Source organism: Mesorhizobium sp. LSJC285A00 (genome assembly GCF_000503155.1).
Lineage (GTDB): Bacteria > Pseudomonadota > Alphaproteobacteria > Rhizobiales > Rhizobiaceae > Mesorhizobium.
Genome location: NZ_AYVK01000045.1, coordinates 14,430 through 31,030, shown reverse-complemented (window position 1 = coordinate 31,030; position 16,601 = coordinate 14,430). Strand labels below are relative to the sequence as shown.

Annotated in this window: 15 protein-coding genes; 3 read left to right on the top strand and 12 right to left on the bottom strand. The window is 62.1% G+C overall.

Translation table 11 applies throughout. From position 1 onward, the window contains the following. Positions 1-51: 51 nt before the first annotated feature. Positions 52-1,218 carry a hypothetical protein gene (locus X726_RS1000000171295; RefSeq protein ID WP_023672778.1) on the bottom strand — a complete coding sequence of 389 codons (1,167 nt, stop codon included), beginning with the start codon at positions 1,216-1,218 and terminating at the stop codon, positions 52-54. Further along, positions 1,215-2,768, bottom strand: coding sequence for a bifunctional ADP-dependent NAD(P)H-hydrate dehydratase/NAD(P)H-hydrate epimerase (locus X726_RS142170; RefSeq protein ID WP_023672777.1), 1,554 nt, complete (start codon positions 2,766-2,768; stop codon positions 1,215-1,217). Before X726_RS142170 ends, X726_RS1000000171295 begins: the two co-directional genes overlap by 4 nt. A 384-nt stretch (positions 2,769-3,152) precedes the next feature. Here X726_RS142170 and X726_RS142175 point away from each other — a divergent pair, with 384 nt between their 5' ends. After that, positions 3,153-3,491: a P-II family nitrogen regulator gene (locus X726_RS142175; RefSeq protein ID WP_006205430.1), complete on the top strand. Its 339-nt coding sequence runs from the start codon at positions 3,153-3,155 to the stop codon at positions 3,489-3,491. Positions 3,492-3,549: 58 nt separating this feature from the next. Next, the gene (glnA, locus tag X726_RS142180; RefSeq protein ID WP_023672775.1) at positions 3,550-4,959 is read left to right on the top strand and encodes a type I glutamate--ammonia ligase; all 1,410 of its coding nucleotides are present in this window, start codon (positions 3,550-3,552) and stop codon (positions 4,957-4,959) included. Positions 4,960-5,096: 137 nt separating this feature from the next. Here the strand turns inward: glnA and X726_RS142185 are convergent, their stop codons facing one another. Beyond that, positions 5,097-6,137 (bottom strand): glutamine synthetase beta-grasp domain-containing protein, encoded by a 1,041-nt coding sequence (locus X726_RS142185; RefSeq protein WP_023672774.1) that lies wholly within the window; start codon positions 6,135-6,137, stop codon positions 5,097-5,099. A gap of 316 nt (positions 6,138-6,453) precedes the next feature. Here X726_RS142185 and X726_RS142190 point away from each other — a divergent pair, with 316 nt between their 5' ends. After that, positions 6,454-6,651 carry a DUF2735 domain-containing protein gene (locus tag X726_RS142190; RefSeq protein WP_023672773.1) on the top strand — a complete coding sequence of 66 codons (198 nt, stop codon included), beginning with the start codon at positions 6,454-6,456 and terminating at the stop codon, positions 6,649-6,651. A 94-nt stretch (positions 6,652-6,745) separates the two neighbouring features. Here the strand turns inward: X726_RS142190 and X726_RS142195 are convergent, their stop codons facing one another. The 9 genes from X726_RS142195 to rplQ all read right to left on the bottom strand — a co-directional run bounded on the left by X726_RS142195 (position 6,746) and on the right by rplQ (position 16,566). Continuing rightward, positions 6,746-8,632, bottom strand: coding sequence for an MFS transporter (locus X726_RS142195; protein WP_023672772.1), 1,887 nt, complete (start codon positions 8,630-8,632; stop codon positions 6,746-6,748). A gap of 178 nt (positions 8,633-8,810) precedes the next feature. Next, positions 8,811-9,602, bottom strand: a complete 792-nt coding sequence (locus X726_RS142200; protein WP_023672771.1) for an ATP12 family chaperone protein — start codon at positions 9,600-9,602, stop codon at positions 8,811-8,813. 11 nt (positions 9,603-9,613) lie between these two features. After that, positions 9,614-10,531 (bottom strand): DMT family transporter, encoded by a 918-nt coding sequence (locus X726_RS142205; RefSeq protein WP_023672770.1) that lies wholly within the window; start codon positions 10,529-10,531, stop codon positions 9,614-9,616. A gap of 2 nt (positions 10,532-10,533) precedes the next feature. Continuing rightward, on the bottom strand, positions 10,534-11,514 hold the full coding sequence (locus X726_RS142210) for an RluA family pseudouridine synthase (protein ID WP_023672769.1): 981 nt from the start codon (positions 11,512-11,514) through the stop codon (positions 10,534-10,536). Positions 11,515-11,647: 133 nt separating this feature from the next. Then, the gene (gene crcB, locus X726_RS142215; protein ID WP_023672768.1) at positions 11,648-12,022 is read right to left on the bottom strand and encodes a fluoride efflux transporter CrcB; all 375 of its coding nucleotides are present in this window, start codon (positions 12,020-12,022) and stop codon (positions 11,648-11,650) included. A 53-nt stretch (positions 12,023-12,075) separates the two neighbouring features. Next, positions 12,076-12,903 (bottom strand): aspartyl/asparaginyl beta-hydroxylase domain-containing protein, encoded by an 828-nt coding sequence (locus X726_RS142220; RefSeq protein WP_023672767.1) that lies wholly within the window; start codon positions 12,901-12,903, stop codon positions 12,076-12,078. A gap of 182 nt (positions 12,904-13,085) precedes the next feature. Further along, the gene (locus X726_RS142225; RefSeq protein ID WP_023672766.1) at positions 13,086-14,396 is read right to left on the bottom strand and encodes a replication-associated recombination protein A; all 1,311 of its coding nucleotides are present in this window, start codon (positions 14,394-14,396) and stop codon (positions 13,086-13,088) included. Between the two features lie 47 nt (positions 14,397-14,443). Continuing rightward, a complete protein-coding gene (locus tag X726_RS142230) occupies positions 14,444-15,937 on the bottom strand; it encodes a DegQ family serine endoprotease (protein ID WP_023672765.1) in 1,494 nt (497 codons plus the stop codon). A gap of 197 nt (positions 15,938-16,134) precedes the next feature. Further along, entirely contained in the window at positions 16,135-16,566 is a 432-nt protein-coding gene (gene rplQ, locus X726_RS142235) for a 50S ribosomal protein L17 (RefSeq protein ID WP_023682598.1), read from the bottom strand. Between the last annotated feature and the right edge of the window lie 35 nt (positions 16,567-16,601).

The following is a 16,601-nucleotide window of genomic DNA, read 5'->3' as shown; positions in this document are numbered from 1 at the left end:
CGACGGCCGGCTTTCACTTCATTGGCCTCGACGACAAAACGACGTCGCCTCTCAACCGGATCGAGGTCGGCATCTCGCCGCATCTCCATGCCGAGATTCCGCGACGTGAGGCCTGGCTGCGCGCGACGGAAGAAGGCAAGGAGCCGAACCGCTGCCCTGGCAGGCGCCATTGTCCAGCCGCTCGACCAGCGCCTCCGGTGTCCGCACCAGCTTTAGCGCCGCATAGTCCAAGCCGGCGAAATCCGCTGGCTGGAACAGCGGCGTGAACGGATGGTTGGCCTGTCTCGCGCTGCCGAAGGTCGACCACGAAATGATTTTCTTCGCCAGGAATTCGTCGGGGATTTCGTAGACGCCGAGATCGACCGCCGCGACATTGGCGATGACATAGTCGGCGAGCCTTTTCTTGAGTGCAGCATCGTCGGAGAGCCGCGCGACGTCTGGCGTATTCTCCAGCGGATTCTCGCTGACGGTAGCGCCATCGATGCCGAAGATCCGCATCAGATAGGCCGCCTGCCCGCCGAACTCGGTCTCCTGGCCCGAGGGAAAGCGCACCACCTGCGCGTTGAGTTCGAGCTGTTTGAAAGTCAGTTCCTCCGGTGCCAGCGGCCCGCCGGCCAGCCAGCCGGCATCGACGTTTTCGTCGATCTGCGGTGTCCAGCGCCCGGCAACGCCGACGCAGCCACCATCGGCATCCGGCGCCACGCTGTAGACGGCGTTGAAATTGAATGGCAGCCGCGATGCCAAAACCTTGCCGTTCTTGCGGAAACTGTAGGCCAGGCGATAGATGAAGCGCACCTCGCCACAGCTCTTGTCGCCTTGCAGCGCGGTGAAGTCACGCCGGTCCAGCCGGTTGACGACGCCGACCAGGCGGAAGCGCGCGGCCTCGGTCTTCAGCCAGCGCATATCCATGATGCGGCCGACATTGCCGTCGGTCACCTCGTAGAGCGTGCGCCCGCCGGCCTTTATCTCGGCCCGCAGCGTGGCAATATCGGCCGCCACCATGTCGACAACAGCACGATAGGCCGGCACCTCACTGTAGAGCATCTTCAGATCGTCCGCGCCGTCGACGGCGAAAATGCCGGCGAAGCCAAACCCCTTGGCATCGAGGGCGGCGAGCACCGCCGGATCGTCGACGATGGTCACCGGCTGCTCAGCGCGCACGCCATGCGAGGCGAACAGCGCGATGATGGCTGCAATGGCGAGCGCGAAACGCTTCATCCGATCGGCACCTTCTGCCGTGCCTCGACAAGTTCACGCAGCACCGGCACCAGCGCCAGCGGCAGATCCTCGGCGATCAGACCCGGTCCGAAGCGGCTGCCGGCCTCGGCATGGATCCAGACCGCTGCGCAGGCGGCCTCGAATGCCTGCATGCCCTGCGCCAGCAGCGCGGCGACAATGCCCGCCAGCACGTCGCCGGAACCGGCGGTGGCGAGCCATGGTGCACCATTGGCGTTGATCACCGCGCGGCCGTCCGGCGCCGCGATGACGGTGTCGGCGCCCTTGTAGACCATGATGGCGTTGGCTCGTTCAGCGGCTGCGCGCGCCTTGGCGAGTTTCGACTGCTTCTTGTCCTTCGCGATGTCGGGAAAAAGTCTGGCGAATTCGCCCTCATGCGGCGTCAGCACCAATACCGGCGCCAACGGGAGCAGCGCGGCGTCGAACAGGGCCTGAGGCTGATGCGCCAATGACGTGATGGCGTCAGCATCCAAGACAATGGCAGGGCGCTGAATTCCGAATGAACTCGTCGACGTGCGGTTTAGGTCAGCGACCGTCGCGATCAATTGCAACGCGAAATCCCCCACCTTGGGTTTCGGCCCGAGCCCTGGTCCGAACACAAGTACTTCGGGGTGCCTCGCCGACAAAAATTCCTGCACTTCCTCCATCGAACCGGCCTCGCGCAGCATGATCGATGTCAGATGCGCGGCGTTTACCTGCATGGCATTTTCAGGCGAGAGCACGGTCACCGCCCCTGCCCCGGCTCTGGCTGCAGCCATCGCCGACAGCCGCGCCGCACCTGTCGCGCTCGGCCCGCCGGAAAAGACGCTGACGTGGCCGCGCTTATACTTATGTGTATCGACCGCCGTTTTCGGAAAACTGTATAGCCAGAAATCAGGCGTGTTCTCGAACGTCTTGATCTTGAACTCATCGACGATCGCATCCGGAATGCCGATATCGGCGATGATGATCTCGCCGCAGAGGCTGCGCCCCGGCATCAGCAGATGGCCGGGCTTTTTCCGCACGAACGTCACCGTCACGTCGGCCTTGAAATAAGCGTTGCTCAAGCCGGTCTCGCCCGACACACCAGAAGGCAGATCGATTGACACCACAGGCACGCGCTCCGCCGCGGCCAATCCTGAGACGGCAGAGGCATGCAGGGATATCTTCTTCGACAATCCCGCACCATAGAGCGCGTCCACGACGACTTCACCCGGTTCCGGGTAGCAGTGTCCGATGTGCTCGACCGGCAGATTGCAGGCCTCGGAAGCTCGCGCCGCATCACTCCCGGGCTTCTGCTTGCCTTCGGCCCAGAGCGCCACATTCACACCAGCCTCGGCCAGCAACCGCGCTACAACATAGCCGTCGCCACCATTATTGCCGGGGCCGCACAGCACGTGCACGCGGCTTGCTGCGGGATAGCGTGCCAGGACCACAGCAGCGACCGCTTCGCCGGCGCGCTGCATCAGGCCATAGCCGTCGAGCGGACCGGCCGCGATCGCCAGCCGGTCGGCCTCGCCCATCTCGGCCGGCGACAGGACTTCATTGCTCATGGATTGCCGATCCGCATTTCGTTCAAGGCCGACCCCTTTGTCTCTATCGAGCATTGTCCAGTTTCGGATTCGAAGCAAACGGCCAGGTGCTGCGTTGGCGTGCGGCCAATCCTTTCGCAGACTGGTGCCACGGTTCCGCGCGGGCCTGCAAAATGCGCAATCTGCCTAATTATCGTGCAGACGCCCGAAGCGGCAATGTGTAGGCTTCGGGCAGCTTTGCCGCAGCCGAAGCAGAGGATGACGCGAATGTGCATCCCGGCGCGGCGCGGCATTGGAATTGCGCGAAACCGCTTCGCGTGGGCTGAAATTGGCACAGTTCGTGCTTGATGGAGGCGCAAGCGGGGCGCACAACCCGTTTTTTTGGCAGTGGAGGCCACTTTTTACATGAAAAAGATCGAAGCGATCATCAAGCCGTTCAAGCTAGACGAAGTGAAGGAAGCGCTTCAGGAGGCCGGTCTGCAAGGCATTACCGTCACCGAGGCTAAGGGCTTTGGCCGCCAGAAAGGCCATACCGAACTCTATCGCGGCGCCGAATATGTCGTCGACTTCCTGCCCAAGGTGAAGATCGAAGTGGTGCTGGGCGACGACGCCGTCGAAGGCGCCATCGAAGCCATCCGCAAGGCGGCGCAGACCGGCCGCATCGGCGACGGCAAGATCTTCGTCTCCAATATCGAGGAGGTCGTTCGCATCCGTACCGGCGAAACGGGGATGGACGCCGTCTGAGCTTTCTGATTTCAGATTAACGTCTCCTCGAAACGTCATCACACAGGGAAGAAACGACATGACGACAGCCAAAGACATCATGAAGCAGATCAAGGACAACGACGTGAAATTCGTCGACCTGCGCTTCACCGATCCGAAGGGCAAGCTGCAGCACGTCACGATGGATGTCATCGAGGTCGAGGAAGACATGTTCGCCGACGGCGTCATGTTCGACGGCTCCTCGATCGCCGGCTGGAAGGCGATCAACGAGTCCGACATGGTGCTGATGCCCGATGCGGACACCGTCCACATGGATCCGTTCTTCGCCCAATCGACCATGGTCATCCTGTGCGACATTCTCGATCCGGTCTCCGGCGAATCCTACAACCGCGACCCGCGCGGCACCGCCAAGAAGGCCGAGGCCTACATGAAGGCCGAAGGCATCGGCGACACCATCTATGTCGGCCCCGAAGCCGAGTTCTTCGTCTTCGACGACGTCAAGTACAAGGCCGATCCCTACAACACCGGGTTCAAGCTGGACTCGACCGAACTGCCGTCCAACGACGACACCGACTACGAGACCGGCAATCTCGGCCACCGCCCGCGCGTCAAGGGCGGCTACTTCCCTGTGCCGCCGATCGACAGCGCGCAGGACATGCGCTCCGAAATGCTGACCGTGCTCGCCGAAATGGGCGTGCGCGTCGAAAAGCACCATCACGAGGTTGCCGCTGCCCAGCACGAGCTCGGCATCAAGTTCGACACGCTGGTCCGCAACGCCGACAAGATGCTGATCTACAAATATGTCGTGCACCAGGTCGCCAACGCCTATGGCAAGACGGCCACCTTCATGCCGAAGCCGATTTTCGGCGACAACGGCTCGGGCATGCACGTCCACCAATCGATCTGGAAGAACGGCAAGCCGACCTTCGCCGGCAATGAATATGCCGGCCTGTCGGAGTCGTGCCTGTTCTACATCGGCGGCATCATCAAGCACGCCAAGGCCATCAACGCCTTCACCAACCCGCTGACCAACTCCTACAAGCGCCTTGTGCCTGGCTATGAAGCCCCGGTGCTGCTCGCCTACTCCGCGCGCAACCGTTCCGCCTCCTGCCGCATTCCGTTCGGCTCGTCGCCGAAGGCCAAGCGCGTCGAGGTCCGCTTCCCCGATCCGGGCGCGAACCCCTACCTCGCTTTCGCCGCCATGCTCATGGCCGGCCTCGACGGCATCAAGAACAAGATCCACCCGGGACAGCCGATGGACAAGGATCTCTACGATCTGCCGCCGAAGGAACTGAAGAAAATCCCGACCGTCTGCGGCTCGCTGCGCGAAGCCCTGCAGAGCCTGGACAAGGATCGCGGCTTCCTGAAAGCCGGCGGCGTCTTCGACGACGACCAGATCGACAGCTACATCGAGTTGAAAATGGCCGAAGTGATGCGCTTCGAAATGACCCCGCATCCGGTCGAATACGACATGTACTATTCGGTCTGAACGATAAGCCTCAGCGACAAGGAAAAACCCCGGCGTCAGTTCAGACGCCGGGGTTTTTGTTTGACCAATAGCAGACCGTAGACGTGGTAGCAGCAGGCTACGGCGCAGGCTTACGAAGCCTGCGCCGCTATAGATGCTTAGGCGGCCGCCGAAACCTGGGCGCTGGTCGAAACCTCCGCGATGGTCTTCAGGATCTGCGAAGCGATCTGGTAGGGGTCGCCCTGCGAGTTCGGGCGGCGGTCTTCCAGGTAACCCTTGTAGTCATTGTTGACGAAAGAATGCGGCACGCGGATCGAAGCGCCGCGGTCGGCGATGCCGTAGCTGAAGCGGTTCCACGGAGCGGTCTCATGCTTGCCTGTCAGGCGCTTGTCGTTGTCCGGGCCGTAGACGGCGATGTGGTCCATCAGGTTCTTGTCGAATTGAGCCATCAGCGCTTCGAAATAGGCCTTGCCGCCGACTTCGCGCATATAGGCGGTCGAGAAGTTGGCGTGCATGCCCGAGCCGTTCCAGTCGGTGTCGCCGAGCGGCTTGCAGTGATACTCGATGTCGATCTCGTATTTTTCGGTCAGGCGCTGCAAGAGATAGCGGGCCATCCACATCTGGTCGGCGGCCTTCTTGGAGCCTTTGCCGAAAATCTGGAATTCCCACTGGCCCTTGGCCACTTCGGCGTTGATGCCTTCATGGTTGATGCCTGCTGCGAGGCAGAGGTCGAGATGCTCCTCGACGATCTGGCGCGCGATCGGGCCGACATTCGAATAGCCGACGCCGGTGTAGTACGGGCCCTGCGGCGCCGGATAGCCGCTCTCGGGGAAGCCGAGCGGACGGCCGTCCTTGTAGAAGAAATACTCCTGCTCGAAGCCGAACCAGGCGCCCTCGTCGTCGAGGATGGTGGCGCGCTTGTTGGACACATGCGGCGTCACGCCATCTGGCATCATCACTTCGCACATCACCAGCACGCCATTGGTGCGGGCCGGATCGGGGAACACGGCAACCGGCTTCAGCACGCAATCGGAGCTATGGCCTTCGGCCTGCTGCGTCGAGGAACCGTCAAAGCCCCACAGCGGCAGCTGCTCGAGCGTCGGGAACTCGGCGAACTCCTTGACCTGGGTCTTGCCGCGAAGATTGGGGACCGGCGTGTAACCATCGAGCCAGATATACTCGAGCTTGTATTTCGTCATTCTAGAGCCTCTCGTTGCTTGATCACCGAACCTGGATGACGCCGGCGCGCCGAGCCATCCAGCAGCCCAGCTGCCAAGCCAATAAATGCAAATCGTGTGCCACTTCAGTTGGTCAGGGTGCGGCAAAAATGCCCTTTCATGCCGGTGACGAAGGCAAGCCGCCTAAGCAATGCGCCCGGATCGATCAAAGGCAGAATTTGCTTAAATAACAGGCAAATGCCGATCTTTCTTTAGGCATCTTGCCTAAATGGATTGCAGGACTTACCTTGATGGAAAGATGAATCGAAGAGCCTCTCCAGAAGAAAGGAGACCGACCATGGAAATCACCTCAGCCCGTCCGTCGGCCAAAATCCTGATGTTCCCGGTGGCAGCGCGTGCGGGTGCCTCAAATTTAGGCGTAAAGGCCAAGTTTGCGGCAGAGCTTGCTTCGCTGCGCGATCAGCCGCTTGACCATGGCGAGGCCTGGTATCATGAGGCCGCCATTGCGGACGCCGAACAGCCTCGCAAGAGCTAGGCGTCTTCCGCGCTGACAGATCGAACAGGCCCACAAATGAAAAACCCGGCGCGATCGCTCGCGCCGGGTTTTTTGTATGACACAGACCTGTCGGCTACTGTTTGGTATGCAGGTCGGTGCCGAGCGTATCCCTGACGAAGATCATGCCGATGATCAGCGACATTGCCGCGATCACCACCGGATACCAGAGCCCGTAGTAGATATCGCCCTTGTAGGCACTGAGCGCGAACACGATCGCCGGGAGGAAGCCGCCGAACCAGCCATTGCCGATGTGGTAGGGCAGCGACATGCCGGTGTAGCGGATGCGGGTCGGGAACATCTCAACCAGGATCGCCGCGACCGGCCCGTAGACCATGGTCACGTAGAGGACCAGGATGAACAGGATGCCGATGACCTTGGCCCAGTTGACCTGTGCCGGGTCGGCAAACATCGCAAACGCACCCGCTGCCGGAATGCTGTAGACGGTCACCTCGGTGGCGCCGGCTGCCTCATCCTTGGTCAGCACCTTGTCCTTGATCGCCTGCTCGGTCGGGACTGCGGTCTTTTCGCCTGCGCGGATGGCTGCCGCGTCGAGCTTCAGTTCGGGGTTGGCCGCGACAAAGGCGTCGAGCTTCTGGTCGGCAACCTTGGCGGCAGCGCGCTTCAGCGGATAACCACCATCCTGCAAGGCAATATTGATTGCCTTGCCGAAGGCTGCCTCTTTGGCCTTCAATTGATCGCCAGCCGCGACCGCGTCATAGGATTCAGCTGTCTCGTTGCCGATCTTGACTGTAGCAGGCGTTCCAGCCGCTGCCGTCGTCACGACGTCATAAGGCACCGAGTTCTTGCTGAGAAAGGCGGTCGCGATATCGCATGACGTCGTGTATTTGAAAGTGCCCGTGGGGTTGAACTGGAATTTGCAGTCGCCAGGCGCGGCGGTCACAGTCGCACGCGTTGTCTGTTGTGCCGTTGCCAGAGCTGGATTAGCCGCCCAGGTCAGCGCCTTAAACAGCGGGAAAGTGGTGACGATCGCCAGCGCAAGACCGGCCATGATAATCGGCTTGCGGCCGATCTTGTCGGAAAGCCAACCGAACACGACGAAGAAGATCGCGCCTACCGCCAGCGCGATGGCGACCATGATGTTGACCGACTGCGCGTCCACCTTGAGCACATTGGTAAGGAAGAACAGTGCGTAGAACTGGCCGTTGTACCAGACCACGGCCTGGCCGGCGGTGAGGCCGAAAAGCGCCAGCAGCGCAATTTTTGCATTCTTCCATTGGCCGAAGGCTTCCGACAAAGGCGCCTTGGAGCCCTTGCCCTCTTCCTTCATACGGACGAAGGCCGGCGATTCCGAAAGCGTCAGGCGAATCCAGACCGATATTGCGAGCAGGATGGCCGAGAGTAGGAATGGAATGCGCCAGCCCCAGGCCGCGAAATCCTCCTTGCTCAACGAATTCTGCACGGCCAGGATGATGATCAGCGACAGGAACAGGCCAAGCGTCGCTGTCGTCTGAATCCACGACGTATAGAAGCCACGGCGATCGTCGGGTGCATGTTCGGCGACATAGGTCGCGGCACCGCCATACTCACCGCCGAGCGCCAGGCCCTGCAGCATGCGCAGCCCAACCAGGATGATGGGCGCCGCGATGCCCCAGCTCGCCGAACCGGGAAGCAGGCCGACCAGGAAGGTCGACAGGCCCATGATCGTGATGGTGACGAGGAATGTGTATTTGCGGCCGACGAGATCGCCGATACGGCCGAACACCAGCGCGCCGAACGGCCGCACGAGGAAGCCGGCAGCGAAAACCAGCAGCGTGAAGATGTTGCGCGTCCCCTCCGGATAAGAGGCGAAGAATGTGGTGCCGATTGCGGCCGCCAATGCGCCGTAGAGATAGAAATCATACCATTCGAAAACCGTGCCGAGCGAGGAAGCGAAGATGACTTTCTTCTCCTCCCGCGTCATGCCGCGGCTGCTTCCGCCGGCGGTCGATGCCAATGCCATTGAACTGTCCTCCCGTGAATCGTCTGCCTTCGACGCTGGGCGTCATCGTCGGCGTTCCCTCCGAACGCGACTCGAACCAGCCATCGGCGTAAAAAATGACAGAAAGCGACCCCCGGAGGCAGACAGACCTTGGATTTATGACTTTGGTATTAGGTGCAGTGCGGCAAAAGGCCGAGGATCAGGTCTTCAGCGCGTCGAGCAGGCCGACGGCCGCCATCATGTCGCGTTTGCGGGCCGAGCGGCGTGCGACAGCCTCGGCGTCCTGGCCCCAGTGCTCGACCTGCCAGTCCTCGTCGACATGGCCGGCGGCCCAGGCCGCGTCGCCGTCGAGCGCGCCGTAATCGACCGCCAGCGCCAGCAGCGCCGACCCGGTCAGCGAAGTCATGACATGGATTGCAGCCAGCCGCAGCGGCTCGGCACGCTGGGCAAGATGGGCGCCGAGGACGGCGAGGCTTTCGCGCGGCTGCTCGACATGGATGATGCCCTCGGCGAGGTTGAACCGAGCCCCTAATGTCGCCCTCGCCCAGTCGATCACCGGATCCCAATGCTGGTTCTGCCGCTCGACCAGCCCCTGCGGCGCGTCGGCGCGGTAGCAGGTCAGATCGGACGAGGCGAAGCGCAAGACGTCCTCCAGCACCGCCTGCGGGTCGCTGGCGACGCCGTCGATGGCGGTGTTGACCAGACGCAGCACCGGCATCGTGACCGGGTCGATGGTCTCGCCCTGTGCAGCGAACTCATTGGCGACCAGGGCGGCGGCCTTTTCGGTCGGCAGCGCCAGCAGCGCCTTGCCCGGCGTGCGCACCGGCTTGCCATCGAGTTGGACGACAAAACCGTCCTCCACAGCTACGACCGACACGTCCTTGTAGAAGCGCTTCGGCAGGTGCGTCTTCATCTGGATCTGGGCGCGGCGGACCGGATCCGGATCGGACAGATGCTTTCCCGCTTCGAGGTCGTTGAGGATGTCACGCATGGTCGAACTTTCTATCCAGGTACCTGCTTGCGCGCCGGCCGGTTGACGATGATCAGGCCGACTGCGATCAGCCCAAGCGCCACAAAGATCCTGGTCGTTGGCGCCTCGCCAAGAATGATAGCGCCGCAGAGAACGCCGAACACCGGCGACAGGAAGGCGAAGCTCGACAGGCCCGATGCCGGATAGCGCCTGAGCAGCCAGAACCACAGCACATAGGTGAAGGCAACTATATAGAGCGACTGGAACAGCAGCGCCAATGTCGGCAAGGCACTGACCGCGCGGATCGGCGGGCCGGCGAAAGGCAGAACCAGGACACCGACAATGGCCGCACCGGCCAGCTGATAAAGCAGCAATTTCTCGGCACTGGTCTCGACCAGTTTCGAACGCTTGATGACGATGCTGGTCGCCGCCCACAGGATGCCCGAGCCGAGGCTGAGCAGATCGCCCATCAAGGTCACGTCTGTGCCGCCGGCAATCCCGTCGGAAAACACCGCCACAAGGCCACAGAAGGCAAGCACGAGCCCGCCAAGCTTGCGCGCGTTGATACGCTCACCGAGCAGGAAATGGCCGCCGATCAGGACCCAGAACGGCATGGTGTTGGCCAGCAGTGTGTTGCGAGCAACGGTCGTGTATTCCAGCCCGATATAGAGGCACAGGAACTCGACGCCGAACAGCACGCCGACAATGATGCCGGCGACAAGCGACCCGTCGGCCTTAAACAACCTGATGCCGCGCAGCCAGCACCAGCCGAGCACACAGAGCCCGCCAATGATCGAACGTGCGATCGAGACGAAAACCGGATCGAAGCCGGCATAGGAGATCTTGGCGGCGACGTAGTTCAGCCCCCAGGAAAAGGTCAACCCGACCATGATGGAAGCAGCCGCCAGATCGACCGCATCGCGGCGATCCAATGCCGAGGCGACGGCCAATGTCAGTCCTCCGCGCTGGCGTCGTCGAAGCCGATCAGGTTCCAGCTCTGGCGCATATGCGGCGGCATCGGCGCGGTGACGTCGATGACGCCCTTGTCCGGGTGCGGAATGACGATGCGGCGCGCATGCAGATGCAGGCGGTTTTGAATGCCGCCCGGAAAGTCCCAGTTGGTGTCGGCCTCGAAATATTTAGGGTCGCCGAGGATCGGGCAGCCGATATAGGCGGCATGAACGCGCAGCTGGTGGGTGCGGCCAGTGTACGGCTCCATTTCCAGCCAGGTCATCGTCTGAGCCGCCTGCTCGATGATGCGATAGTAGGACACGGCGTGGTCGGCGCCCTTTTCGCCATGGGCTGCCACGCGCACGCGGTCGCCGTCCTCGGTCGGCTCCTTGATCAACCAGGTCGAGATCTTGTCCTCGCGCTTGGGCGGGACACCTTTGACCAGCGCCCAATAGGTCTTCTTGGTCTCACGCGCCCGGAATGACTCGGAAAGCTTCATCGCCGCAAGCCTTGTGCGAGCAACCACCAGCACGCCCGATGTGTCGCGGTCGAGCCGGTGCACCAGGCGCGGCTTCTCGCCCTTCTGGCTGCGCCAGGCCTCCAGCATGTCGTCGACATTGCGGGTGACGCCCGAGCCGCCTTGCACCGCCAGGCCCGCCGGCTTGTTGAAGACGAAGACTTTTGGATCTTCGTGGATCAGCATCTTGGCCAGCACATCGGCGTCGCCCTGGTTGCGGATCGAGTAACCCGTAAGCGCACTCTCGCCCTTCTTGTCGACCTCGAGCGGCGGCACACGCACCACCTGGCCGGGCTCGACACGGCTGTCGGCCTTGACCCGGCCGCCATCGACGCGGATCTGGCCCGAGCGCAGCAACTTCTGCAGATGGCCAAAGCCGAGACCGGGGAAATGGGTCTTGAACCAGCGATCGAGCCGCATGCCCGCCTCGCCGGCCTCCACCGTGATCTGTTCTACGCCTGCCATGATTTTCGCTTTATCCGTTTCTAACGCGTGACCCCGAAAATCTACTCCGGCTTTCGGAAAGGATCATGCGCAAGATCAAAGTTTCTGCAGCGCGTCCAGGAGGATGCGCCGTGCTCTAGGCCGGGCAATAACACTATGAAACGGTTCTTGCGAGCCAAAGTCCCAGAAACAGGGCGATAATGGCGCCAACGACGCTGGCCAGCGCATATCCCAACGCCGGCAGCGTCGCTCCGCGCTCCCATAGGGTCGCGAAATCGAGCGAAAAGGCGGAGAAGGTGGTGAAGCCGCCAAGGATGCCGGTGGCGACGAACAGCCGGAGCTCATTGGAACCGCCGCGCCGCATCAGCGCGGCGATGAACAACCCCATGGCAAATGAGCCGACGATGTTGATCGCCATCGTCCCCCAGGGATAATTGGGGCCGACGAGGCGCAAGGTGCCGATGTTGGTCAGGTGGCGGATGCCGGCGCCGATGCCGCCGCCGACCACAACAAGAAGCAGATTGAACATGCCCGTTTACTGCCCGGCCAAGGCAGTGCGGTCAATCCCTTCAGGCCAACGCCTCAGGTCGTCTCGACCTTCTTTGCCTTGCTCGAGCCGATCATCTTCCAGTTCTTGTAGAACATGGAATTGATGCGCTCGACGGTGACCGAAACGATGGCCAGAAGTCCGGCGATGAAACCGGGGAACGGCGACGGGCGGATTATGTCCATGAACACGCAGTAGCGGCGTCCGTCATACTCGTTGACCGAGCGGTGCAGCAGCGTGTCGTCGAAAATATAGAGCGGGTTGTCGTGCCAGTAATTCCTGGCGCCGTTGCATTCGACGAAAACCTCTGCCTTCACCGGCAAGAGATTGTAGAGGATGCGCAGGCTGAGCCGCAGCGGTCCGAAATGCCAGGAAGTCGATTCCTTGCCTCTGAAGACAGACACGGCAATGGTCTTGATGTATTTGAAATCCTTGAATTCCGCGACATTGTCGATCCGGTGCTTGCCGTACCACTGATAGACATACATGCCGCGACGACCGGTGCCGAAATTGGCGTCGATATCGGCGATGATCTCGTCCTTGCGCGCCTTGAAGACGTCAAGAACCTCGTTGACCTCGCGCTGATAATCGGCAGGAAACTGCTCCAGCTTCCACACACCCGGGTTGCCGTAGCAAACGAGGTCCACCAGCAGATTGAAGGGCGACAGCAGCCAGGTGAAGATGCCATTGCCGAGGAAATAGCCGCGCAACAGCGACAGATCCTTGTTGGCGTTGCGCAGCACATCGATCAGGCCGCAGACGATCCAGATCGTGGTCAGGATCGGAATGAAATAGAATCCGAGCGCGAGCAGCGGGACAGCAATCACAGCCTGGCGAAGCATTTTGCGAAGGGATTTTGTCATTTCTGTTCGCGCGGCGCGCTGTCCCCGTTCCGAATTATCGCCCGTCCTGGCAGCCTCCCGGCCGAGTCATGCGACGTGATAGGGCTTTTTGTCATGCGGTACAATCACACTGCTGTGACTGGCGGGGACAGAATTTCAGTTCATCGCGGGCAGGCCGAGTTCGTCCCGTTTGTCCCGCGCACCTATTTTTCCCGCTCGTTGCGCAGCTTTGCCCAATAGTCCAGCCGTTTCTTGATATCGCGCTCGAAGCCGCGTTCGGGCGGATCGTAAAAGGTCTGCCGGCCCATCTTTTCGGGGAAATAGTCCTGGCCGGAAAAGGCATCGGGCTGGTCATGATCGTAGCGGTAGCCGGCGCCATAATCCTCCTCTTTCATCAGCTTGGTCGGCGCGTTGAGGATGTGCTTGGGCGGCAGCAGCGAACCGAACTCCTTCGCCGCCCGCGTGGCTGCCTTGAAGGCGGTATAGACGGCGTTGGATTTGGGCGCGGTGGCGAGATAGACGGTGGCCTCGGCGAAGGCCAGTTCGCCTTCGGGCGAGCCGAGATAGTCGTAGGCGTCCTTGGCGGCGTTGGCGATAACCAGTGCCTGCGGGTCGGCCAGCCCGATATCCTCCATCGCCATGCGCACCAGCCGGCGGCCGAGATAGAGCGGATCCTCGCCGGCGTCGAACATGCGGGCAAGATAATAAAGCGCCGCGTCCGGGTCGGACCCACGCACCGATTTGTGCAGCGCCGAGATCAGATTGTAGTGACCGTCCTGGCCCTTGTCATAGATCGGCGCGCGGCGCTGGACGATGCGCTGCAGCCCTTCGGGATCGAAAACCTCGCCGGGTTTGGCGGCGCGCCAGACTTCCTCGGCCAGCGTCAGCGAGGCCCGGCCGTCACCATCGCTCATGCGGATGAGCATCGCCCGCGCCTCTTCATCGAGCGGCAGCGCCCTGCCCTCTGTCTCCTCCGCGCGCGTCATCAGCTTGGCGATGCTCTCCTCGCCCAGCGAGTGAAACACCAGCACCCGCGCTCGCGACAGAAGCGCGGCGTTCAGCTCGAACGATGGATTTTCGGTGGTGGCGCCGACCAGAACAACTGTTCCATCCTCCATGACCGGGAGGAAAGAGTCCTGCTGGGCACGGTTGAAGCGATGGATCTCGTCGACGAACAGCAGCGTCTGCCGGCCATTGGTTCGCCGCAGCTTCGCTGCCTCGAACACTTTCTTCAGGTCCGCGACGCCGGAAAACACCGCCGATATCTGCTCGAACGCAAGACTGGTCTCACCGGCCAACAGCCGTGCAACGGTTGTTTTGCCGGTTCCCGGCGGTCCCCAGAAAATCATCGAGCCGAGCGAACCCGAGTTGATCAGCCGCGTCAGCGCGCCGTCCGGCCCGGTCAAATGCTCCTGGCCGACGACCTCGCCAAGATTTTTCGGGCGCAGCCGATCGGCCAAAGGCCGGCCGGGCGGCGCTCTTTCCGGTTCATCGACGCTGAACAGATCGGCCATCTAGGTCTTCTGGTTGGAGCACGATCCTCAGAAATGGGAAGATCGCCTCAGTAACGCAACACCTGGCGCAGTATCTGCCCGCCGCGCTCGACGGTAAAGCGCCACCAGCGTGTATCCTGCTGGGCAAGCTGCGCCAGTGTCGCCGCCGTATCGACCGTCGTGCCGTTCACCTCGCGCACGATGTCGCCCGGCTGGAAGCCGAAATCGGCGGCCGGCGAATCGCGGTTGATGTCGACCACGGTGACGCCCTTGAGGTCGGTGCGCAGGCCGAGGCGCTGGGCGAGCCTGGGCGACAGTTCCGCGACCTTGGCGCCGGAAAACGGGCTGCGGCCATGCAGCGTCACTTCCGAAGCCTTGGCTCCTTCCGGCGCGCGCTCCAGTGCGATCTCCATCGTCGCCTGCTGGCCCTTGCTCAGGATGGCGAAGGTCGCCTTGGTGCCGATCGACAGGGTCGCCATGCGGTAATCCAGCGCCTCGATGCCTTCGACCGTCGTGCCATTGAGCTGCAGCACGACATCGCCGGGCTTCAGCCCTGCCTTGGCCGCCGGTCCGGCTTCCTCAACCGACGACACCAGCGCGCCGGTCGGCTTCTCCATGCCAAGCGATTCGGCGATCTGCGGTGTGACCGCTTCGAACTCGGCGCCTATATAAGGCCGCTCGAAGAAATCGAGCCCGGCCTTGGCCGCGTCGGCGAAGGCGCGCACCATGTTGGCCGGGATGGCAAAGCCGATGCCGATCGAGCCGCCGCTGCGGCTGTAGATGGCGGTGTTGATGCCGACCAGCTGGCCGCCCATGTTGATCAGCGCGCCGCCGGAATTGCCGGGATTGATGGCGGCGTCGGTCTGGATGAAGTAGCCCGAATCCGAAACGCCGATATGGCTGCGGGCAAGCGCCGACACGATGCCGCTGGTGGTGGTCTGGCCGACGCCGAACGGATTGCCGATGGCCAGCACCAGGTCGCCGACCTCGAGCGCGTCGGAATCGCCGATGGCGATCACCGGAAAGGGCTTGTCGGAGTTGATCTTGAGCACGGCGAGGTCAAGCGTCTCGTCCTTGAGCATGACCTTCGAGGTGAATTCGCGCCCGTCGGCGGTCGCGACCTTGACCTCGTCGGCATCCTTGATCACGTGGAAATTGGTGACGACGACGCCGCTTGGATCGACCAGCACGCCCGAGCCGAGCGAGGATTGCGCGCGCGGCTGCGCGCGGCCGAAGAATTCCTCGAAGAAAGGATCGCCGTCGAAGGGCGACGTGACCTTGGCCGTCTGCGAAGCATAGACATTGACCACCGCCGGCGCCGTCTGCTTGACCAGGGGCGCAAACGACAGCTGTACCTCTTCGCGGCCGAACGGCACGCGCTTGTCGGGACCGGAGGTGCCGTTCTCGCCTTCGACGCCATGCAGGAGGTCGGTCAGCACATCGGAGAGCCCCGGATCGGCTGGCTTGGCGGCGTCCTCGGCCAGAGCCTGCCTGACTGTCGGCGCGGCTGCGAACGCCATCATGGCGAAGAGCAGAACAAGAGACAGTCGGTTGGCGCGCATTCGCGAATCCTCCAAGGCAAGTTCGGGGGCATTGTCCCGACGATTGTGCAGAATGAAAGGCTAATGCACTGAAATGCGGCGATTGTCGTGCAAAAGCACTTGGCCGGCAGGCAAAAAAGCCTGGCGAAGCATGCCCTCGCGACAATGCAAAAAAGGGGCCCGAAGGCCCCTTGAAGTCATTCCTGAAAAACCGAGCCTTATGCGGCAGCGGCTTCCTCGTCGGTGCCTTCGGCCTCGATGCGGGCGCGGTCGCCGGCGCCCTTGGCCGAGGTGTCGCGATCGACGAACTCGATGACTGCCATGGCGGCATTGTCGCCGTGGCGGAAGCCGGCCTTCATGATGCGCAGATAGCCGCCATTGCGGGTGGCGTAGCGCGGCGCGATGGTGTCGAACAGACGCTTGACGACGCCTTCATTGCCGATCTGGGCAATGACCTGGCGGCGCGCATGCAGGTCGCCGCGCTTGCCGAGCGTCACCAGCTTCTCGACGATCGGACGCAAATCCTTCGCCTTCGGCAGGGTGGTGACGATCTGTTCGTGTTCGAGCAGCGACACGGCGAGGTTGGCGAACATCGACTTGCGATGGCTAATGCTTCGGGCGAAGCGGCGGCCTTTAAAACCGTGGCGCATGGCTCTTTTCCTTCTTCAGTTGTTCAAGAGGCCGT